At 52.7% G+C, this 19,909-nt stretch carries 21 protein-coding genes; 13 read left to right on the forward strand and 8 right to left on the reverse strand.

The window, feature by feature from the left end; all coding sequences use genetic code 11:
* Positions 1–22: 22 nt before the first annotated feature.
* Positions 23–895 (forward strand): ChaN family lipoprotein, encoded by an 873-nt coding sequence (locus tag ACYVJQ_RS04900; protein ID WP_460891944.1) that lies wholly within the window; start codon positions 23–25, stop codon positions 893–895.
* A 735-nt stretch (positions 896–1,630) separates the two neighbouring features.
* Here ACYVJQ_RS04900 and ACYVJQ_RS04905 read toward each other — a convergent pair.
* A complete protein-coding gene (locus tag ACYVJQ_RS04905; protein WP_460891945.1) occupies positions 1,631–1,981 on the reverse strand; it encodes a HesB/IscA family protein in 351 nt (116 codons plus the stop codon).
* A gap of 216 nt (positions 1,982–2,197) precedes the next feature.
* On the opposite strand from ACYVJQ_RS04905, the gene ACYVJQ_RS04910 reads away from it, so the two are divergent.
* A complete protein-coding gene (locus ACYVJQ_RS04910; protein WP_460891946.1) occupies positions 2,198–2,734 on the forward strand; it encodes a DUF7935 family protein in 537 nt (178 codons plus the stop codon).
* A gap of 212 nt (positions 2,735–2,946) precedes the next feature.
* On the opposite strand, the gene dinB is transcribed toward ACYVJQ_RS04910, so the two are convergent.
* On the reverse strand, positions 2,947–4,008 hold the full coding sequence (gene dinB, locus ACYVJQ_RS04915) for a DNA polymerase IV (RefSeq protein ID WP_460891947.1): 1,062 nt from the start codon (positions 4,006–4,008) through the stop codon (positions 2,947–2,949).
* A 264-nt stretch (positions 4,009–4,272) separates the two neighbouring features.
* Between dinB and ACYVJQ_RS04920 the strand changes: the two genes are divergently transcribed.
* Positions 4,273–4,881 carry a hypothetical protein gene (locus ACYVJQ_RS04920; protein WP_460891948.1) on the forward strand — a complete coding sequence of 203 codons (609 nt, stop codon included), beginning with the start codon at positions 4,273–4,275 and terminating at the stop codon, positions 4,879–4,881.
* 117 nt (positions 4,882–4,998) lie between these two features.
* On the opposite strand, the gene ACYVJQ_RS04925 is transcribed toward ACYVJQ_RS04920, so the two are convergent.
* Complete coding sequence (locus ACYVJQ_RS04925; protein ID WP_460891949.1) at positions 4,999–5,184, reverse strand: hypothetical protein; 186 nt, start codon at positions 5,182–5,184, stop codon at positions 4,999–5,001.
* A 194-nt stretch (positions 5,185–5,378) separates the two neighbouring features.
* A complete protein-coding gene (locus ACYVJQ_RS04930; RefSeq protein WP_460891950.1) occupies positions 5,379–5,759 on the reverse strand; it encodes a hypothetical protein in 381 nt (126 codons plus the stop codon).
* 259 nt (positions 5,760–6,018) lie between these two features.
* Between ACYVJQ_RS04930 and ACYVJQ_RS04935 the strand changes: the two genes are divergently transcribed.
* From ACYVJQ_RS04935 to ACYVJQ_RS04980, 10 genes are all read left to right on the forward strand, one after another.
* A complete protein-coding gene (locus tag ACYVJQ_RS04935) occupies positions 6,019–8,289 on the forward strand; it encodes a Tex family protein (RefSeq protein WP_460891951.1) in 2,271 nt (756 codons plus the stop codon).
* A 295-nt stretch (positions 8,290–8,584) separates the two neighbouring features.
* Positions 8,585–9,016: a hypothetical protein gene (locus ACYVJQ_RS04940; protein WP_460891952.1), complete on the forward strand. Its 432-nt coding sequence runs from the start codon at positions 8,585–8,587 to the stop codon at positions 9,014–9,016.
* Between the two features lie 22 nt (positions 9,017–9,038).
* A complete protein-coding gene (locus tag ACYVJQ_RS04945; protein WP_460891953.1) occupies positions 9,039–9,230 on the forward strand; it encodes a hypothetical protein in 192 nt (63 codons plus the stop codon).
* A gap of 14 nt (positions 9,231–9,244) precedes the next feature.
* Positions 9,245–9,505: a hypothetical protein gene (locus ACYVJQ_RS04950; protein ID WP_460891954.1), complete on the forward strand. Its 261-nt coding sequence runs from the start codon at positions 9,245–9,247 to the stop codon at positions 9,503–9,505.
* Between the two features lie 166 nt (positions 9,506–9,671).
* Entirely contained in the window at positions 9,672–10,349 is a 678-nt protein-coding gene (locus tag ACYVJQ_RS04955) for a response regulator transcription factor (RefSeq protein WP_460891955.1), read from the forward strand.
* A complete protein-coding gene (locus ACYVJQ_RS04960) occupies positions 10,346–11,611 on the forward strand; it encodes a sensor histidine kinase (protein ID WP_460891956.1) in 1,266 nt (421 codons plus the stop codon). The genes ACYVJQ_RS04955 and ACYVJQ_RS04960 overlap by 4 nt, the downstream gene beginning before the upstream one ends.
* Positions 11,612–11,731: 120 nt before the next feature.
* Complete coding sequence (locus ACYVJQ_RS04965; protein WP_460891957.1) at positions 11,732–12,172, forward strand: PepSY-like domain-containing protein; 441 nt, start codon at positions 11,732–11,734, stop codon at positions 12,170–12,172.
* Between the two features lie 125 nt (positions 12,173–12,297).
* Complete coding sequence (locus tag ACYVJQ_RS04970) at positions 12,298–13,194, forward strand: SdiA-regulated domain-containing protein (RefSeq protein ID WP_460891958.1); 897 nt, start codon at positions 12,298–12,300, stop codon at positions 13,192–13,194.
* A gap of 199 nt (positions 13,195–13,393) precedes the next feature.
* Positions 13,394–14,245 carry an SPFH domain-containing protein gene (locus ACYVJQ_RS04975; protein WP_460891959.1) on the forward strand — a complete coding sequence of 284 codons (852 nt, stop codon included), beginning with the start codon at positions 13,394–13,396 and terminating at the stop codon, positions 14,243–14,245.
* 3 nt (positions 14,246–14,248) lie between these two features.
* Positions 14,249–14,437 carry a type II toxin-antitoxin system antitoxin gene (locus tag ACYVJQ_RS04980; RefSeq protein ID WP_460891960.1) on the forward strand — a complete coding sequence of 63 codons (189 nt, stop codon included), beginning with the start codon at positions 14,249–14,251 and terminating at the stop codon, positions 14,435–14,437.
* A gap of 292 nt (positions 14,438–14,729) precedes the next feature.
* On the opposite strand, the gene ACYVJQ_RS04985 is transcribed toward ACYVJQ_RS04980, so the two are convergent.
* The 4 genes from ACYVJQ_RS04985 to ACYVJQ_RS05000 all read right to left on the reverse strand — a co-directional run bounded on the left by ACYVJQ_RS04985 (position 14,730) and on the right by ACYVJQ_RS05000 (position 19,826).
* On the reverse strand, positions 14,730–15,701 hold the full coding sequence (locus ACYVJQ_RS04985) for a sulfatase-like hydrolase/transferase (RefSeq protein WP_460891961.1): 972 nt from the start codon (positions 15,699–15,701) through the stop codon (positions 14,730–14,732).
* A gap of 12 nt (positions 15,702–15,713) precedes the next feature.
* A complete protein-coding gene (locus tag ACYVJQ_RS04990) occupies positions 15,714–17,000 on the reverse strand; it encodes an exo-beta-N-acetylmuramidase NamZ family protein (protein WP_460891962.1) in 1,287 nt (428 codons plus the stop codon).
* Positions 17,001–17,096: 96 nt separating this feature from the next.
* Entirely contained in the window at positions 17,097–18,902 is a 1,806-nt protein-coding gene (locus ACYVJQ_RS04995; RefSeq protein WP_460891963.1) for a glycoside hydrolase family 3 protein, read from the reverse strand.
* A gap of 177 nt (positions 18,903–19,079) precedes the next feature.
* Positions 19,080–19,826, reverse strand: coding sequence for a dienelactone hydrolase family protein (locus ACYVJQ_RS05000; RefSeq protein ID WP_460891964.1), 747 nt, complete (start codon positions 19,824–19,826; stop codon positions 19,080–19,082).
* Positions 19,827–19,909: the final 83 nt, after the last annotated feature.

Here is a 19,909-nt window from a genome sequence, read left to right on the forward strand (position 1 = left end):
CCAGCGTCTAACATAAGGGTTTATGAAAAAGCTGCTTCCGCTTTGTTTGGCTGTTCTCTTCTTAAGTTCTTTCACCATGGATAAGCCTGCCTACCGTCTGTTCTCCGGGAAAGGGAAACCGGTTAAATACAAGAAAGTGCTCCAGGATTTGGCTGCCGCTGATGTGGTCTTTTTTGGGGAGCAGCACAATGACCCCATTGCGCATTGGCTGGAGTTGGAGTTGGCCAAAGACCTCTACCACATCCATGGCAAAAACCTGGTGATAGGGATGGAAATGTGGGAAGCAGATACCCAAAGCGAGGTAGATTCTTTTCTGCTGGGGCAACTGGAAGAAGCCGTTTTCATGGAGAGAGGCCGAGCCTGGCCCAACTATACCACCGATTATCGGCCGGTGCTACTCTTCGCGAAGGAGCACGGCCTGAAAGTAATCGCTACCAACGCCCCACGCCGCTATGCCCGAACCGTGGCCCGTGAAAGTCTCAAATCCTTGGATTCTCTCCCGTCCCAGGAAAAAAATTGGTTGGCCCCCTTGCCCATCATGGTAGACATGGAACTGCCGGGCTATAAACGTATGCGCAGTATGTTCGGGGATACCCACGGCGCTTCAGCCGCAGCATCCCAGATGATAGAGGCGCAGGCCATCAAAGACGCCACAATGGCGCATTTTATCCACCAGAACCTTTCCCCTGGGCAGCACCTGTTGCACCTCAACGGCTCGTATCATTCAGATCATTTTGAAGGCATTATCTGGTACCTCCGCCGCCTTCGCCCGGAAGGCAAGTTGAAGACCATTACCACCGTAGTTCAGCCCAGCCTGGAAGACCTGGCAAAAGAGCATGCGCAACGCGCAGATGTGGTGCTGGTGGTGCCTGAGACTATGACCAAGACGTATTAAGGGGTTGAAATGATAAGTTGATAGGATTGTGGTTTGGGCTTGTTATTAGGAAAGTGGGCTTGAAACAGCCCGCAGCACATAGTTCTAAGTCTTGAGTTCTGAGTTGATTTGCAGGAGTGGTCATCCCCCTACCCCCTTCAAAGGGGGACGGAATGAGTGCCCTCCATTGTAAACACCCCCCTACTCCCCCCTCAAGGGGGGAGTCTACGTTTAGTAAAGGTTATTGGGCATTTTGAGTCAGTGTGTTTAGGGCCTGGTTTTGGAAAAACGTGCCTAAAACACGATAACCTAAAGCACAATTAATAACAGCATTCCGCGCATTGCCCAGTTCCAGTCTTTACCTCGAGCGCCTCGCTTGTGGCCCTGGACAGGCATTAGCTAAGAATGAACTGCAACTCGGCCGCAAGGGCAGTGCGAGGGGGAAAGACGGGGCCCCGCGGCCGTGAGCGCTCGGAGGGAAACCATGAAACAAGAAAGCATAAGGGCTTAAGGCGACGGCGGGCACTGCGCCAGCAACAGGCGGGTATGCGTGCACAAATTTTGTAGCTAGGGGTAAGCGGTTCAAGTCGTTTGCCCCTAGGAACACCAATACCGGTGAAAAAGAAGAAGCAATTACAAGCGCCACGCTAGCAGGAAGAGAAAAAGCTTGTACAAGCTACTAGCCCAATACTACTTCCATAAAAACAAAAAGGCCTGCTAAAAGCAGGCCTTTCAAATTCCATAAACGGCAATTGTCTACGCTGAGAAAGAGCTTCCGCAACCGCAGGTACTTTTGGCAGTAGGGTTGTTAAAGATAAAACCACGGGCGTTCAGGCCATCCTGGAAATCTACTTCCATGCCCATCACATACATACCGTGCTTTTTATCCATCACTAACTGCACGCCGTCCAATTCATATACTTCATCGGCTTCTTTGGCTTTGTCAAACCCAAGCAGGTAAGACATGCCGGAGCAGCCGCCGCCTTGTACCCCAATGCGCAGACCATAGTCGGCGGGTACGTTTTTATCTTTCATAATTTCCTTCACCTCGTGCAAGGCACGCTCAGTGATGGTAATAGGAGCTGTTTTTACTTTCGTGCTTTCCATAGTAGTGGCTTTTGCGCTGTAAAGTTACTAAAAACTAGACTGTTTCTAAAGAACAGCGCTATACTATAAGAAACCGAAAAACCGGGGAAATGATTCAGGAATCTCCGCACGATTTTTTTACCGATATTTACCCGATCATACGCTACCCTGTAAAACCGTAACGAGGGCAGACTTCAAGTAAAAAAACGCCCTAAGCTCCAATTGCCCGTAAAATTTATGACTACAGATACCTCTTCCCTCATTCTTATAGTATTAAGCAGCACGCTTCCGGCTTTATTGGTAGGAGGGGCCATGTACCTGTTAACCCAGAAATTCCTGGAACGCGATTACCGGAAAAAAATCCTGGACATCCGCCTGAAGAACAGTGAGGTGATTTTGCCCATCAGATTGCAGGCCTATGAGCGCATTATCCTTTTCCTGGAACGCATCACGCCCAGCAACATGCTCATCAGGGTGGGGGCTTCTGGATTGAGCGCCGGGGCTTACCAAGCTGAATTACTACAGGAGATTCGGGCCGAATACACGCACAACCTCTCTCAGCAGTTGTACATGAGCGAGGCCGCCTGGCAGCAGGTAAAGAAAGCCAAGGAAGATGTGGTCTCCATGATCAACCAGAACTACCAGAACCTGCAGGACAAAAGCAAAGGCACTGATCTGGCCAAACGCATTTTGGAGAATGTCCTGCACCAGGAGGTAGACCCCACGGCGCAGGCGCTTCAGTTCCTGAAAAGGGAGCTGCACGAGATTTTCTAAGAAATTACTTACGCTTAAACGAGAAGCGTTCCTTTGGAAGGAAAGCTTCTCGTTTAAGTAAAGGATGATTCGTCCCATTTTGGGCCTGCTTTTCTAAAAGCAGGCCCAAAACGGGACATGTTGTTTTCTGGGGCCTTGAAGCTAATTCCATGGTCCACTAACTGTAAAAGGTCTAGTATCTTAAATCTAGCATCCAATTATCCAAAATTTCCCTAAAACGGAAACGACAGTTGCCCGCCTTGGTGGTTGCCGTAGCTGAGGTTGGAGACGGTGATGCCCAGCAACCGGATGGGTTTGGGTGGGAAAGTGGGAGTGTGCAGTAGTTCGGCGGCAATGTCTAAAAGCACGTCTTCGGTGCGCACGTTAGAGAAGAAGGTTTTGCTGCGCGTGTTCAGCGTGAAGTCATGGTACTTGAGCTTGAGCGTGATGGTCTTGCCGGAGGCCTCCAACCGATGCAGGTCATAGGCCACTTCCTCGGCCAGGCGCTGCAGTTCGGGCAGCATTTCTTCCTCGGTTTCCAGGTCTTGGCCAAAGGTGCGCTCTGAGCCTATGCTTTTCCGGATGCGGTTGGGTTCCACGGGCCGGTCATCCTGGGCGCGGGCAATTTGGTAAAAGTAGGAGCCGGACTTACCGAAATGACGCCGCAGATCCACTTCAGACCTGGCCTTTAAATCGGCGCCGGAATGGATGCCCAGTTGCTTCATTTTGGCCGCCGTTACATCGCCAATCCCATAAAACTTCTCAATGGGCAGGGCTTCCACAAAGCTTTCCGCCTCGTGGGGCAGAACCACCGTCAGGCCATCGGGCTTGTTCTTCCCCGAGGCTACCTTGGCCAGAAACTTATTGAAAGACACGCCCGCCGAGGCCGTCAAATGCGTCTCTTTGTATATCTCATTTTTGATCCGCTGCGCGATGAGCATAGCCGACTTAAACCCAGGTTTGTTTTCGGTCACATCCAGATAGGCCTCGTCCAGGGAAAGTGGTTCCACCAGGTCTGTGTAGCGCAGGAAAATGTCACGTATTTGCCGTGACACCTGCTGGTAGACCTCAAAGCGGGTGGGTACCATGATCAGGTGCGGGCATTTGCGCAAGGCCAATTGGGCGGGCATAGCCGAGAAAACGCCATACTGCCGTGCCTCATAGCTGGCCGCCGCCACCACGCCCCGCGCCCGGGTGCCGCCCACGGCCACCGGCTTGCCGCGCAGGGCCGGGTTATCGCGCTGTTCAACAGAAGCGAAGAAGGCGTCCATGTCTATGTGAATGATTTTGCGCACGGGAGCGGTTCTTTTTTAATCTAACGTAGGTGAGGCAGATTATTTTGTTTCGCCTATATTTGACGCCACAGATAGGCAGCCGTATTTTTTATCCCTGATTTTCAGGTAAAAACAATTACACGCTTTTCTTTGTAAAATGAATCTTGAACTTGCGGCGTTAGAGAACGTACTGCGAAGTTAGCGCTTGAAACCCGCATGGACTACGTAAGCACGCCGGTTCTTTTAAATTATGCTTTTACTAAACACCCTTAAACCCCTTTCTCTATGAAAATCAAATCTTTACTGTCTCTTTTAGTTTGCGGTGTGGCCAGCCAGTTCATGGTAGGTTGTAGCTCCAGCCAGTACTTTGACTTCAGCACCCCGGCAACTACCTATCATAAAGCAAGCCCTGCCCCGGCAGCGGTTACGCCAGCCACCCCGGCAGAAACCGCGGCCCCAGAAGCCGCAGCCATAGTGGCCCAGGCAGAGCCAGCTCAGGCAATTGCGCCATTGGCCGCTTCTAAAGCCAAAGCAGCCCCAGCCCTGGAAGCCAATTCCGCTGCGCCCGTAGCTTCCCGTGAAGTGGCCCGTACGGCTCCCTTAACGTCTGCGGCGGTAGCGTCTGCCTTAGAGTCAAACGCAAATGTGAAGGATCTGGCCAGCAACCTTTCTTCAGCGTCCAGCAAGAAAGAAGTGAAAATGGCCACCAAGAAAATCCTGCGGGAGGCCAAAGCCGCCAAGAAAGCCAATGCCCTGAACCAATACGTGAAAATCGGGTTGATTCTGCTGGTAGCCGGTGTGATTCTGGGTATTCTGCCTGGCCTGGGCGTAGTTGGTACACTGGTAGCCATTGTAGGTCTGGTATTTATCTTACTAGGCGTCCTGGAGATGTAGGCCAAGCCCACTATACTTTTATAAAACAGAAAGGCATTCCTCAACGGGAATGCCTTTCTGTTTTAAGGGTGGTTTACGGAAAACAGGCTTGAACCACCAAGCAAGATAATTTCCCCTTTAGTCATCATGCCGGTTTACGTAATACAGGACTAGGCCAAGCAACGTTACCCCAAACCTTAGCGCCCAGGCAATGGCTGTGCCCCAGGTATCCACCCAAAGCAATAAAAGGTGATTTACCCCCAAAGCGGCCATTAACAGAGAAGCGACACCTACTAAGAACAGCAGTAACCCTAAGAATTTCATAGAAAGGAAGATTGGTGAACAGATAGAGACAAGATACAGGAAAGACTATAATTCCATAAAGCCCGTCTTAGAAGCCGCAGTTCACTTCTTGGAAAAGGGGGAAAACAATAAAGGCCTGTTGCGTTTCGGGGCCGTTTTTTGAAAAACGGCCCCGAAACGCAACAGGCCTTTATCTAAAAAGCTTTTAAGCCAGGTTATTGGTTTCCGGACATACTGCCGCCGGTGCCGTCCTGTTGGGGCATTCCCATTTTACGTTCCCGTTGCTGTTGGTACTGCTGGAATTGGGTCACAGATAATACGCTCCGCAGAGACTCAAGACGGGTAGCACTGATCAGGTCCATGGTGGCCTTCAGTTTGCGTGGGTCTTGTTTGTAGTCTTTTTTTGCCTGTTCCAACTGCTTGATGCTTGCCAGGTTAATTTCTGTCACCTTGGTGGCCTGGGCCGCATTCAGCTTGAGAGCCTGGGTCATGGTGGCTGTCATCTTTTGGGCGCGGGCCTCTGGGGTAGGAGCGGTCTGGGCCTGGCTGGTAAGCGTGATAAAGGCCAGGGCCAGGAGTAAGCTAAATTTTCTCATAGTATTCATGTATTCAGGCATTGAAATAAAAACCGGGCAAAAATGGTTCCCAAGGCACAGTGCCGGAGGCCGTTTCCCGGAAGCCAAAAGCCAAAGTTACAAAAACCGGGCCAGCCTGCGCTCAGGATTTTTGCCCCCAATTGACGCCGCAAGGGTAACCGGTTTCACTGAATTTAGCCGTATCTTTGATCTCTAGAATCCTGCTGCCAGAACGCAGAAAAGGTAAAAACAAGTCTATTTCCAGAACGATTATTTTAGCATGCCAGAAAACCATTTCAAGAAGATTGCGGGGGAGCTGCAGGTAAATCAGAAACAAGTAGAAGCCACCGTGGCGCTGCTGGATGAAGGAGCCACCGTGCCCTTTATTGCCCGTTACCGGAAAGAAGTAACCGGAAGCCTGGACGAGGTAGCCATTGCCGCCATCAGGGACCGCGTAGAGCAACTGCGTGACCTGGACAAACGCCGCGAAAGCATTCTCAAGTCTTTGAAAGACCAGGAGAAACTCACGCCCGAGCTGGAAGCCCAAGTGCTGGCCGCCGAGACCATGGCCGTGCTGGAAGACATCTACCTGCCCTTCAAACCCAAGCGCCGCACCAAGGCCACCATCGCCCGCGAAAAAGGCCTGGAGCCTCTGGCCCTGACGCTGTTTGAGCAGGCCAACATAGACGTGGCCGCCGAGGCCGCCGGCTTTGTCTCAGAAGAGAAAGAAGTAAAAACCACTGAGGAAGCCCTGGCTGGCGCCCGAGACATCATCGCTGAATGGGTGAACGAAAACCCTGAGGCCCGCGCCAGCATCCGGCAATTGTTTGAAAAGAAAGGCCAGTTCAAGAGCCGCGTGATACCAGGCAAAGAAGTGGAAGGACAGAAATACAAAGATTATTTTGAGTGGGACGAGCCCATTGAGAAAGCCCCCAGTCACCGCATATTGGCCATGCGCCGCGGCGAAAAGGAAATGGTGCTCATGCTGGATGCCCAACCCGAGGAAGAAGCAGCCCTGGCCGTGTTGGAGCGCCTGTTTGTGAAAGGCCACAACGCCGCTGCTGAGCAGGTGCGCCAAGCCGTGAAAGACAGCTACAAGCGTATGCTACGCCTGAGCATGGAAACCGAGGTGCGTCTGTCCTCCAAGAAGCGCGCCGACGAGGAAGCCATTAGAGTATTTGCCGATAACCTGCGGCCTATGCTTTTATCTGCGCCCCTGGGCCAGAAACGCGTGCTGGCCATTGACCCCGGTTTTAGGACTGGCTGCAAAGTAGTAGCTCTGGATGAGCAAGGCAAGCTGCTGCACTATGAAGCCATCTTCCCGCACAACGGTGCTGGTCAGGCCACCACGGCCGGGCACCAGGTCATGGCCATGTGCGCCAAATATCAGATTGAAGCTATTGCCATTGGTAACGGAACCGCCAGCCGCGAGACCGAAACTTTTGTACAGAAACTAGGCTTGCCGAAGGAGATTGCGGTAGTCATGGTGAATGAAAGCGGTGCCTCCATCTACTCGGCTTCAGACGTGGCCCGCGAGGAGTTCCCGGACCAGGATATCACCGTGCGCGGGGCTGTCTCCATCGGGCGCCGCCTGATGGACCCCTTGGCCGAGTTGGTAAAATTAGATCCTAAATCCATAGGCGTAGGGCAGTACCAACATGACGTGGACCAGAATGCCTTGAAGCACAGCCTGGATGACGTGGTAATGAGCTGTGTGAACGCTGTGGGCGTGGAGGTGAATACCGCCAGCAAACAGCTCTTGACCTACGTTTCCGGTCTGGGGCCGCAGTTGGCGCAGAACATTGTAGACTACCGTAACCAAAATGGTCCGTTCAAAACCCGTAACGAACTACGCAAAGTAGCCCGCCTGGGAGATAAGGCCTATGAACAAGCCGCTGGCTTTTTGCGCATTCGCGGTGGCAAGCACCCGCTGGACTCCAGCGCCGTGCACCCTGAGCGGTACGAACTGGTAGAGCGCATGGCCAAAGACCTAGGCGCTACCGTAGAGGACCTGCTTAAAAACGCCGAGCTCCGCAAGCAAATAGACCTGAAGAAATACGTGTCAGACACCGTAGGTTTACCAACCCTCCAGGACATCCTGAGCGAACTTTCCAAACCCGGCCGTGACCCCCGCGAGAGCTATGAGGCCTTCAGCTTCACTGAGGGCGTGAACGAGATCAAAGACCTGCGCCAGGGCATGAAACTACCGGGCATCATCACCAACATCACTGCCTTTGGGGCCTTTGTAGATATTGGGGTGCACCAAGACGGTTTGGTACACGTGAGCCACCTTTCTGACCGCTTTGTGAGCAACCCGCATGAGGTAGTGAAAGTAGGCCAGAAAGTAGAGGTGACCGTATTGGAAGTTGAGGTAAGCCGCAAGCGCATTGCTCTTTCTATGAAAGCAGATCCACAGGCCGCCGGTAAACCCACCCGAAGCAATGACCGCAAACCGGGCAGTACAAATAACACTGCGAGCAGACGGGACGCGCCCGTTGAGGAAGAAGACATGGCTACCAAACTGAATAAGTTGAAGAACATGTTCCGCTAAACTTTCCAGCGTAAGAAAAGGCCGGCAGGTGTCTCTGTCGGCCTTTTCTATTTCTGCTAATTTTAGCAGCCAATGACCTTTTTTTTAAGGTGAAAATCGGATTTTTCTCCTTGTTTTTGGTAAATAGGGTATAAATAAGCGTCTTACTGCACGTTTTCTATACTTAGTGCAATCTGATTATTATTTCTTTGCAAAACCTATTTTTACCAGAAAGGTTAATACAATGGGTAAGTACGCCACCGTATTTACTACATTGTGCAGAAGTTGGAAGCAGGAGTGCGCTAGGCATTACATTATGGCAAACATAGAATCATTCCTTAGACTGGAGACCGACCGGCCGCATCATCTTTTGGTGCTGCACTGGCAGGACTTTGTGCCTAGTGAAACCTACCGCGAGGGAATGATGGAAGGAATCCAGGTCTCCAGAAGGGAAGGCATGGAGAACTGGATCATGGACATGAAACTCATGAAAGTGATCAGGCAAGCCGACCAGGAATGGACCATTGCCAGTTGGTTTCCGCAGTTCCAGTTGCTGGGCATTAAGCGGCTAGCATTTGTAGTCTCTGATGATATCTTTAACCAGATGGCCGTGAGTAGCATGATTGCCGCCTTACGGCCCAGGTTCCAGGCAGAGGTGGAATATTTCCAGGAGTTGCCGGCGGCCCTGCGCTGGGTCCAGGAAAATGGCGGAAGCAGCAGCGTTTCCAGCCTGTTTTCCGTAAAATAGCCCCAAAACACATTTCCCGTACATGAACAGCAAAAAGAAAGTAAAGGCCCTGCTTCCCTTGGAAGGCGGAAGGTTTGTGGCCCTGGGCGTTTTTGTGAAAGCCGCGGAACAGCAGAATTGGTCTGAGCGCGCCATCCAGGACGTGATTGACGAAGTAGTGGAAGCCACTGAAACCGAGGCCCTGGCCCTATTGCAGTCCCTCACCGAAGCCTGATTCTTTTTATTGCCATGCCGTTAAGCCCTAAACTGGAAGTCAAACTGAGCAAGGTCTACGAGCCAGACAGCCGCATAGATGATGTCTTTGCGGGCAATGACCTTACCTTCATCACAGACAAGCAAGGCCACCCTATCACGCTGTTTATAGGCAAACGGCGCCCAGACGGCGCCATCACCGGAGAACGTTACGTGCGGCGGCTTCAGTTCGGAAAAGACGGCACCACCATCACGGCCAGCCACTGGGAGGCCAAGGGCAAAGTCAGCCGTTCCTAGTGTACTCCTGCTGCCAGAAAAATGGGCTTCACCGGCTCTAAAAATTCACTCGCGCCTAAAAACAGCAGATAGAACCTGGCTTTTTAGTAGAGAAAAGTTTCCTTCTTTTGCGCATTCCCAATTCTTTCCTGCTTTAGGGCCGTATTTGCGGTAGACACGTGTGCCTATGAAAATACTAGTGATAGAAGATGAGCCCCAAATGCTGGAAACCCTGGTGCAATCCCTGCAGCAGGAAAAGTATCTGGTAGAAACCGCCACAGACTATGACAGCGCCCTGGACAAAGTGGGTGTATATGCCTATGACTGCATTCTGCTGGACATCACCTTGCCCGGCGGCAGCGGCCTGGCCATTCTGGAAGAACTTAAAAAACAGCTTAAAACCGATGGGGTAATCATTGTATCTGCCAAGGATTCAGTGGAGGATAGGATAGCGGGCCTAGAGCTGGGCGCCGATGATTACCTGTCCAAGCCGTTTCACATGGCCGAGCTCCACGCCCGCGTAAAATCCGTTTTGCGCCGCCGCAAATTTGAAGGGCAAGCCCTGGTGCAACTCCAGAACCTTACCATAGACCCAGAGAAACACCTGGTGTGGGTAGGGGAGCAGGAAGTAGTGCTCAACCGGAAGGAATTTGACATTCTGCTGTACCTGGTCAGCAACAAAGACCGGCTGGTAAGTAAAACCGCCCTGGCAGAGCATGTGTGGGGAGACTACATAGACCAGGCAGATAACTATGAATTCATCTATTCCCAGATAAAGAACCTCCGCAAGAAATTAAAGGACCACGGCGCGGGCGTAGAGGTGCAGGCCGTCTACGGGATTGGGTATAAACTCACCGCTGTATGAAACTGCTCAACCATGCCACGGCTTATTTTGCGGGCCTGCTACTGCTGGTGATCACGGTGTGGGCCGGGCTCTTCTACTATAATATGCTAGACGAAATCTATGACAGCATGGATGACGGCCTGGAGAACCAGAAAATCCTGGTCATGCAGCAAGCTCTCAAAGACAGCACCGTCTTAGCCCAACAGGAGTTTGAGGCCGGCTATTATAAGGTGCAGGAGATTTCTGCGCGGCAGGCACTGCGGGCCACAGACCTCTACCAGGACACGCTCATGTACATGCAGAACGAGAAGGACTTTGAGCCGGTGCGTATGCTCACCACCGTTTTCCAGCGGCAAGGCAAGTTCTACCAGCTTCGGCTTATTACCTCTATGGTAGAGGAAGATGACCTGATTGAGGATCTGCTCTATTCGCTCCTTTGGCTGTATGTAGGGCTAGTGGCCACGCTGCTTCTGCTCAATAACCTGCTAATGAAACGTATTTGGCGGCCCTTCAATAACCTGGTGCGCCACCTGCGCACCTTTAAACTGGAAGATGCCACCCCCATGCCGCCCCAGAAAACCTCTATTGAGGAATTCCAACTCTTAAACCAGACCGTAGACAAGCTGCTGCAAAAAAACGTGGCCACCTACCAGAGCCAGAAAAGCTTTATTGAGAACGCCGCCCATGAACTGCAGACCCCGCTGGCCATTAGCCTGAACAAGCTGGAACTGCTAGCCGAGACCCCTCCCTTGCAGGAAAACCAACTGCAGCAGATTGGCGCCGTCATAGAAAACCTGGAGCGGCTAACCCGCCTCAATAAATCCCTGCTGCTACTCTCCAAGATTGAGAACCAGCAATTTGTGCAGGAAGAAGCCGTGGCACTGCCCGAGGTGATTAAGAAGGCGGCAGAGGATTTTGAAGACCAGTTAGCCTACAAATCCATCACGCTCCAGACCCAGCTTACCCCTGGCGTCACCGTGCACATGAACCCAGACCTGGCGGCTATTTTGGTCATGAACCTGCTCAAGAACGCCATTGTCCATAATTACCAGGGCGGTACTATTCATTTGGACCTTACCCCGCAGGCCCTCACCCTTAAAAATACCGGGCAAGCCGAGCCCCTGGAATCGGCTAAGATATTTACCCGCTTCTATAAAGACGGCAATTCCACGGCTTCTACCGGTCTGGGGCTGGCCATTGTCCAGGCCATCTGTGACCATTATGGCTTCCAGCTGCAGTACACGTTCCAGCAGGGGCACCAGTTCACCGTTTCCTTCCGGTAGCATCGCCGCTTCCCTTTACCACTTTAAAAAAATCTTTCTGGTGGAGGGTATTCCCAATTGTTTCCTGTTTTGGGTCCGAACTTTGGCACATCAACTTGAATGATGCTAAAGAAAAGACCTATGAAAACCATGTATGTAACCTTATTGGTGGCCGCCAGTACCCTTTGGGGCTGCAGCCAGAAAGTAACTGCTTCCAACCTTCCTTCGTTGGTGAAAAGCTCTTTGCAAACCAAGTTCCCGGCGGCAACCGCCATTGAATGGGAAAAAGAAGGCCAGGCCTATGAGGCTGAATTCCTGCTGGGCCAGGTAGAGTACACCGCCCTCCTAGACTCCACTGGCCAGATCCTGGCCACAAAGCAAGACCTTACGGCCGCAGACCTCCCTGAAACCGTGTCCCAGGCCCTGAAACGCGATTTCCAGGCTTATCTGGTAGAGGACGTAGAGAAAGTGGAGCGCAACGGACAGGTGTTTTACCAGGTGGAACTGGAGAAACAAACCGAGGAACTCAAAAAAGTGTATGACGCCAACGGCACCGCCTCAGAGGTGCCTTACTGGGACTAAAAGCCAACTTCCTGTTTTGGGCCTGTTTTTATAAAAACAGGCCCAAAACAGACTATCCCCTATCTATTACAAAAATACCGGAACGGAAGTAACCTGCCCGGATTTGCCATAAAACCATCAAGACTATGAAACGCATTCAGTATATCCTGTTCAGTCTGGTTTTCTCCTGCTCATTGCTCGGCTGTGAGCAAAAAATGGCCTTCGCGGCCGAAGACGGAAAACCAAAGAAAGAAAAGAAGAATAAAACCGTAGAGCCGGCCTCCAAGGCGGTTCAGATAGTCCAGAAATGGGAGGTGCCGCCCATCCTTCAGGAAGTATCCGGGATTGTGTACCTGGGCAACGGCCAGTTTGCCTGCGTGCAGGATGAGGCAGGGGTAATTTTCGTCTATGATACCAATACCAAGAAAATAGAGCGCCAGATTACCTTTGGGGCCGCTGGTGATTATGAAGGCCTGGCCCTGGTAGGTACCACCGCGTACGTGGTAAGAAGTGACGGGCGGTTATTTGAGGTAACTAATATCCACTCGGCCCAAAACAAGATCACAGAGTATGCCACGCCGCTTACCCTAGAGCACAACGTAGAGGGCCTTACCCATGACCCCAAACATAATCGCCTCTTGCTGGCCATTAAAGGGGAGGAAGCCAACGGCGCAGATTTCAAGGGCGTGTATGCCTTTGACCTGGCTACGAAGAAACTGGCCGGACAACCTGTGTTCAAACTGAACCTGAACGACCAGTTGCTTTCCAAACAGAAAGCCAAAACGCTCGCTAAAAGCTGGCAGCCCTCAGAGATTGCGGTGCACCCGGTCTCTGGCCAAATTTACCTGACAGAGGCGTCCAATCCGCAGCTTTTCATCCTGAACCCAGACGGAAGCATTAAAAACAGGTTCAAGCTGAGTGACGCCGCCTTCTACAAACCAGAGGGTATCGCCTTCAGTCCTCAAGGTGATCTGTATATCTCCAATGAAGGTAAAAAGCAGCCTGCCAACATTCTTCGGGTAAACGTGCAGGAACTGGAATAACAGAAGTAGCGGGCTGCCCCCCAAGCCTCGCTATAAAGGAAGCCTGCCTGTTTTGGGGCCGTATTTGAGAAAACGGCCCCAAAACAGGCAGGCTTTCCTATTGCCCGGGCCGTATCAACTTCTGCTTATAAGGCTTGCTATTCTGTCAGGAATTTTCTACTTTTATTGATATCAAAATGATATCAAAATAAATAAAGTTATGAAAGCAGAACGACCTTATCATCCCGCCTCTGGTTATGCCATCCTGGTCCTGGTGCTGTTAGTCATAGGGGCCGGCGCGGCCTGCGTGTACTATGTGGGGCCAGAAAGCATGGTGCCCTTCTCCATTGCTTTCGTCTTGCTCTGCAAAGGATTTAAGATTGTGAATCCTAATGAGTCCAGGGTGTTGACTTTGTTTGGGGAATACAAGGGCTCTATCAAGCAGAACGGTTTTTTCTGGGTAAACCCTTTTTTCGCTACCAAGGACATTTCCCTGCGCGCCCGCAACCTGGATACCAACCCCATTAAGGTCAATGACAAGCTGGGCAACCCCATCATGATTGGCGTGGTGCTGGTGTGGCGGGTAGAGGAAACGTTCAAGGCCGCCTTTGAGGTAGACAACTATGAGCTTTTTGTAAAGGTACAGAGCGAGTCTGCCATGCGTAAACTGGCCGGTGTCTACCCCTACGATAACTTTGAGGACGAAAGCGAGATTTCCCTGCGCGGCAGCAGCCAGGAAGTGAACGATGAGCTGGAGCGCGAACTCATGGAGCGTCTGGCCATTGCCGGCATTCACGTGTTGGAGGCCCGTATCAGTTACCTGGCCTACGCCCAGGAAATTGCCAGCGCCATGCTTCAGCGCCAGCAGGCCACCGCCATTGTAGCCGCCCGTGCCAAGATTGTGGAAGGCGCCGTGGGCATGGTAGAGATGGCCCTGCACCAACTCAATGACAAACGCCTGGTAGACCTGGACGAGGAGCGGAAAGCTGCCATGGTTAGTAATTTAATGGTGGTGCTGTGCTCAGACCGGGCGGTAAGCCCCATTGTGAACGCCGGAACCTTACATAACTAGCCTATGGCCGATAAAAAATCGTTTGCCCTGCGCATGAACGCCGAAATGCTGAAAGCCGTGGAGAAGTGGGCCGCAGACGAATTCAGAAGCACCAACGGGCAAATAGAATGGATTCTGCAAGAAGCCCTCAAAAAAGCCGGCCGCGCCCCAAAGGCTACGCCAGAGCCGCCTGAGGAAAAGCCGGCTTCTTAAGGAAGCACCTTGGTTGAAGGAAAACATTTCCAGCCTTTAAAGGAAACATGTGGTATCTGTTAAGAAAAAGCGTTGCCAACATTTAGCTCGGTGGCTGCAGCCGGAAACTGTCCTTAGAAAGCCGCAAGGCCCTTGGCGGTAGGTTTGCTTACCCTATTGACCACGAACCAAAGCAGCGGTTTCTACCATTCCCGGATCTTAAGCGAAGGTGTTTATTTCACTATCAGAGCATAAAAGCGTTTCGGGCCTGTTTTCCCAAAAACAGGCCCGAAACGCTTTCTTTATTTCTTTTCTACTGGAACAATTCAGCCATAGGTTCACCGTCCCGCTTGGGCATGGGCACCTGTAATAACTGCGCAATGGTAGCGGTCACGTCTACCTGAGACCTGGATTGGGTAGGTTGCTGCCCGGCTTTCACTTTAGGGCCCAACACCAGCAGACTAATCCTCCGGCAGCCTTCGCAGGAGTCTCCATGACTTTTGAACCGGTTGCCTGTGCCCGTGTGCCGGCCGTGGTCATTGGTAATAAAGAGGGTAGTGGTATTCTTGTAGTGAGGTTGGGTCTGCAGCCACTTCCAGAACTCGGTGACCCGTTTGTCGCTCTGTTGAATGGCGTTTATGTAGCCTTCCCAATTGCCGGCATGGCCCTCTGAGTCTGGTTCCCGGAGGTTAATGAGCACCAGGCGCGGTTGGTGTTTGGTTAACAGCTGTTTGGCCACCCGCAGCGTGGTGGTGTCATCGCGGTAGCCGGTACCCAAGCCCTTCACCCCGCAGTTAACCGCCGGGGCGAAAGCGGCGGCGGCTTCTGTGCTTTTGGTGCGGGCCAGAATCTCCAGTTTGTCTTTGCTGGTAATGATCCAGGCATCGGTGGCGGGGGCGCCGGTGTGCTGGCGGTAATAATGGAAAATAGAAGGAAGCTCCGGAATCTCGGTGCCGTCATTGCTCATGTTCTGATGGTGCCCCGTAGTAAGCGCCACGTGCCCCGGGTTGGTAAGGGTAACGCCCTGGTTGTAAAAAGCCGGATAGAAAGCCCCCTTAGGCCTCAGCTCTTTGGCCATGTTGGGCACATTCTTATGCGAAGGATCTCCCCAGGAATCTGCGTACCGCACCCCGTCAATCACCACCACTACCACGTTCTGGCCGGCCGGAATGGCCGGCGCGGCGGCTGAAGCCTGAACCGCTGGCCCAGAGGAGGACTGGCAGCCTACCAACGCCACCACGGCCAAGACCAACGACCACCAATATTTATAGGGCGTAATTTTCATGGAAAGCAGGGATTACGGGTAAAGCAGGTATTTAGCCCTTACCTTTTTGAAATACGTCAGGTCCTCTGCCCAGGCCGCAATAATGTCTTTAGGGGCATCGCCGGCCTGCAGGCGCTTGCGGGTCACGTCTGTTTTCCAGAGACCATCTAGCCGGGTGTTTTTCCATTCCAATTGGGTAGGGTACAAGGTCTTAAGCGCGTGCATAATGTACACCGTTACCTTAGCCGACTCAAATTTGGTGCGGTCTGTAATGATGACCTGGGCGGCCTGGCAGGTCTGGCCCACAAACTTAGGCGGGTAAATACGTATGCCGTCTACCACACTGTCTGGCTTGAACTGGGCCGCCTTAAACGTAACCCCCGCCAGTTTGTAACTGTTCAGTTGCTTGGCTAGTTTTTCGCCGTCTACCCAGGGGGCACCAATAAACTCAAAGGGTTGCATGGTACCGCGCCCTTCAGAAAGGTTGGTGCCTTCCAGAATGCAGGTGGCCGGGTACAGGGTGGCGGTGGTGAGGTTGATCATGTTGGGCGAAGGCTTCACCCAGGGCAGGCCAGTCTGGTCAAACCATAGGCTGCGGTTATAATGGCGCATAGGCACCACAATCAGTTCGGCTTGGGGCAGTTTTTTAAGGGCGCGCTCGCCATTGAACATGCGGGCCAGTTCCCCTACGGTCATGCCGTGGGTAATGGGCAAATAATTAGGGCCAATAACGGGTTGCCGGGCATTGGTGCCCACGCCGCCGTCCACGTACAGGCCGGTAATGGGGTTAGGACGGTCTAGCACTATGATCTGCTTTTTGTTTTCGGCGGCCGCCTCTATCAAAGACGCCATGGTGGCAATGTAGGTGTAATACCGGGCGCCCACGTCCTGGATATCAAACAGGAGCACGTCTACGTCCTGCAACATTTCAGGGGTAGGCTTGCGCAGTTTCCCGTAGAGCGAGATCACCTTCAGGCCAGTCTTTTTATCCACGTCATCGGCTACGTGCGTGTCTGCCTCGCCGCGTATGCCGTGCTCAGGGCTGAAAAGCTTCACCACCTTCACGTCCTGGCGCTGGTGCAGCAGGTCAACCAGGTGGCCTTTGTCTGGCAACACCCCGGTGTGGTTGGTAAGAATAGCTACCCGCCGGTTCTGGATGAACGGCAGAAACTCTGGGGTAACCAATCGCTCAATGCCTATGATGACGCGGGCCTCGGAAGAAGTGGCTTTTGATTTGTTGGCCTGGGCCTGGGCACTAAGTAAGGGGAGAAAGAAAAGTGCCAGCAGGAAAAAGGACCGGAAAGGGGAGAATGTCTTCATGAAGCCAATATAGTAAAAGAAGTGGCCCCATCGGCAAAGGTGTTCTGCTGTTTTGGGCCCGTTTTCTGAAAAACGGGCCTAAAACAGCAGGAGGTTCTACAGCCCATCGCCGTAGGCGAAATGCTTGTTCACGGTGACCGGTAGCTTGCCCTGAGGCTTCAGGCCGCCGGTCACCAACCTGGCGGCCGCTACCTGCACCGCTGATAGCTGCTGGTAGCCCACCACCAAAGAGGTAGCTTGGTGAATGTCTGGAAACTGGTTCAAGGTGTAGGCGTTGTCAAAAAGCACCACCACGCACCGCTTTTTTCTAATGAGTTCATTCACCAGGGCCCGCTCTTCTGGGGTAAAGCGCAGGTTATTGCTGGGCCTGATGCTGGGGCCGTAAATGCTGATGATGATCAGGTCAAATTTGAGCAGACGCCTTCTCAGTTTCACCAAATCGCGCTTGTCGGTCTTGCGGGGCAGGAAAATGTCAATGGCAGAGAGTTTGGTCTTCAGCTTCTTCTGGAAGGCGGTTTGTTTGGAGGCACCAACGGCCAGGCTGGCCACCTGGCGGCGCCGGCGTTCCTCTACTGGTACTTGATGGTGCTTATTCTGAAGCAGCGTAAGGGAACCCTCGGCCAGGCGCTTGAGCGTCTCATGGGCGTGGGAGGTATGCAGGTCCTGGTACAGGGAGTCTGTCTTGATGGGCTGGTATTTGTTCAAGCCTACCCAGTGCTTGGCGGCCAACACTTTTTTGCAGCGCCGGTCAATCTCTTTCTGGCTCAGACGGCCCTGCCGAATGGCCAATTTAATAGCCGCCAGCGCTTTGGGGACGCTCACGAGACGCTCCAGCACGTCATTGCCCGCTTCCAGAGCCATCACCTCGGCCTCACCTGGGGCAAAATACTTGGTCACGCCTTTCATGACCATGGCATCTGTGAAGATTAGACCACCAAACCTGAGTTCCTTCTTTAAAAGACCCGTCACAATTGGTTTGGAGAGGGAGGCCGGCAGATTGGCCGTAGAATCAAGCTTGGGCATGTGAATGTGGCCCACCATAATGCCGCCCACCCCGCTTTGGATCAGGTGCCGGAAGGGGTACAGTTCCAGGGAGTCCAGGCGCTCCCGGCCATAGGGGATCACGGGCAGGTCATAGTGGGAATCTACGTCGGTGTCGCCGTGGCCGGGGAAGTGCTTGGCGGTAGCAATGATGCCGTTGTCCTGCATACCCATCATCTGGGCCAGGCTCTTGGAGCTTACATCATCTTTGTTTTCGCCGAAGGCCCGGTACGAGATAATGGGGTTAGCCGGGTTGTTGTTGATGTCTACCACTGGCGCGAAGTTCACGTGCATGCCCATCCGCTTGAACTCAAAGGCCATTTCAGAACCCATGCGGTAGATGAGACTGTCATTGTTAATGGCGCCCAGCAACATAGGCAGCGGATATTGCATGGCGCTGTCCATGCGCATGCCAATGCCGTTTTCGGCGTCCATGCCAATCCAGAGGGGTATTTTAGAGGCGGCCTGCAGGCGATTGGTCATCTTGGCCTGCCGCACGGGGCCGCCCTGGAAAAAGATGATGCCGCCAATCTTGTAGCGCTTGATGAGCCTGATGACGTCTGCCTCGTGTTCCGGACCCTGATTAGAGAACACTTCCACCATCATGAGCTGCGTGATGCGCTCATCTGGGGTCATGCGCTTAAAGACAGAATCTACCCACTTGTTTTTGCGGTTAAGCGCGGTTATGAGGGCGTTGGGGTATTTAATGGTGTCTTCGGGTAAGATGGGCTGGGGTTTGAAGACTACCGTATCCTCGGCGTGGGGTTTCTTTTCTTTACAGGATGCAAAGGGAAGGGCCGCCAGCAGCGCCAAGAGGCAATAAATAAGATAGGTATTTTTTTTAACCGAATCAGATAACATGTGAACAGGCAAGAAACGCTTCTTTTTAGCTCCCTCAAAAAAAGCGAGGGTACCGGGTAAGAGCCTTTCCCTTACGCGCGAAATAACGGCAGGGTTAGGTTAATCTATCTGACTAGACTACGCCCTAACCCTGCCGTTATTGCCCTGTTTTTGGGAAAACTGCCTTAAACCAGCTAATTACTTGAAGATCTCAGCAAAGAATGTTTTCATGGCCTCCCAGGAGCGGCGGTCGGCGGCGGCGTTGTAGGCGGCCCCTTTGCTGATGTCATTGCCAGACCCTGGGTTGGTGAAGGAGTGCACGGCGTTGCTATAGGCAATGAACTGATAGTCTACCTTGGCCTCGTTCATTTCCTTGAAGAAAGCGTCTACCTCTTTTTGGGGAACATAGGGGTCAAGGGCGCCGTGGGCCACCAATACCTTCGCTTTCATCTTGCCTGCCTCCACCGGCGTGGCCGTGGCCAGGTTACCATGGAAACTCACCACTCCGGCCAGGTCAGCGCCGCTGCGGGCCAGTTCCAGGGCGGTGTACCCACCAAAACAATAACCAATGGCTGCCACTTTGGCCCCATTCACGGTGGGTTGTTTCTTCAGTTGGGCCAGGGCCAGGTTTACGCGTTGGCGTAACAGGGCCGGATTGTTTTTGTATTTGCCCGCCTCGGTGCCAGATTCCTGCGGCGTCTTAGGTCTTATGCCTTTTCCGTAGATATCAGCGGCGAAGGCCACGTAGCCCATCTTGGCCAGTTGCTCGCACCGTTTTTTGGTGTAGTCATTGATGCCGTTCCATTCGTGCACCACCAGCACGCCCGGGCGCTTGCCTTTGAGCGCGGGGTCATAGGCCAGGTAGCCTTCCAGGGTGGTAGCCCCGTCTTTGTACTCTACCAGTTGGGTCTTGATCTGTTGTTTCTGGGCCGAAAGCTGGTGCATAAAAAGGAAGGAAAGGGTTAAAAGCGCGTAAAAAGTTTTTGCCATGGCAGAAGGAAAATTAGGGTTAGGAATAGGAATGAACT

The organism is Rufibacter soli (assembly GCF_054781795.1).

Coding starts and splice junctions, on each gene's coding strand:
- ACYVJQ_RS04965 (WP_460891957.1), top strand. CDS start 11,732: ATGAAAACCATGTATGTAACCTTATTGGTGGCCGCCAGTACCCTTTGG.
- ACYVJQ_RS04995 (WP_460891963.1), bottom strand. CDS start 18,902: ATGTTATCTGATTCGGTTAAAAAAAATACCTATCTTATTTATTGCCTC.
- ACYVJQ_RS04920 (WP_460891948.1), top strand. CDS start 4,273: ATGAAAATCAAATCTTTACTGTCTCTTTTAGTTTGCGGTGTGGCCAGC.
- ACYVJQ_RS04970 (WP_460891958.1), top strand. CDS start 12,298: ATGAAACGCATTCAGTATATCCTGTTCAGTCTGGTTTTCTCCTGCTCA.
- ACYVJQ_RS05000 (WP_460891964.1), bottom strand. CDS start 19,826: ATGCACCAGCTTTCGGCCCAGAAACAACAGATCAAGACCCAACTGGTA.
- ACYVJQ_RS04985 (WP_460891961.1), bottom strand. CDS start 15,701: ATGAAAATTACGCCCTATAAATATTGGTGGTCGTTGGTCTTGGCCGTG.
- ACYVJQ_RS04980 (WP_460891960.1), top strand. CDS start 14,249: ATGGCCGATAAAAAATCGTTTGCCCTGCGCATGAACGCCGAAATGCTG.
- ACYVJQ_RS04940 (WP_460891952.1), top strand. CDS start 8,585: ATGGCAAACATAGAATCATTCCTTAGACTGGAGACCGACCGGCCGCAT.
- ACYVJQ_RS04975 (WP_460891959.1), top strand. CDS start 13,394: ATGAAAGCAGAACGACCTTATCATCCCGCCTCTGGTTATGCCATCCTG.
- ACYVJQ_RS04955 (WP_460891955.1), top strand. CDS start 9,672: ATGAAAATACTAGTGATAGAAGATGAGCCCCAAATGCTGGAAACCCTG.
- ACYVJQ_RS04925 (WP_460891949.1), bottom strand. CDS start 5,184: ATGAAATTCTTAGGGTTACTGCTGTTCTTAGTAGGTGTCGCTTCTCTG.
- ACYVJQ_RS04950 (WP_460891954.1), top strand. CDS start 9,245: ATGCCGTTAAGCCCTAAACTGGAAGTCAAACTGAGCAAGGTCTACGAG.
- ACYVJQ_RS04945 (WP_460891953.1), top strand. CDS start 9,039: ATGAACAGCAAAAAGAAAGTAAAGGCCCTGCTTCCCTTGGAAGGCGGA.
- ACYVJQ_RS04905 (WP_460891945.1), bottom strand. CDS start 1,981: ATGGAAAGCACGAAAGTAAAAACAGCTCCTATTACCATCACTGAGCGT.
- ACYVJQ_RS04910 (WP_460891946.1), top strand. CDS start 2,198: ATGACTACAGATACCTCTTCCCTCATTCTTATAGTATTAAGCAGCACG.
- ACYVJQ_RS04990 (WP_460891962.1), bottom strand. CDS start 17,000: ATGAAGACATTCTCCCCTTTCCGGTCCTTTTTCCTGCTGGCACTTTTC.
- ACYVJQ_RS04935 (WP_460891951.1), top strand. CDS start 6,019: ATGCCAGAAAACCATTTCAAGAAGATTGCGGGGGAGCTGCAGGTAAAT.
- ACYVJQ_RS04900 (WP_460891944.1), top strand. CDS start 23: ATGAAAAAGCTGCTTCCGCTTTGTTTGGCTGTTCTCTTCTTAAGTTCT.
- ACYVJQ_RS04930 (WP_460891950.1), bottom strand. CDS start 5,759: ATGAGAAAATTTAGCTTACTCCTGGCCCTGGCCTTTATCACGCTTACC.
- ACYVJQ_RS04960 (WP_460891956.1), top strand. CDS start 10,346: ATGAAACTGCTCAACCATGCCACGGCTTATTTTGCGGGCCTGCTACTG.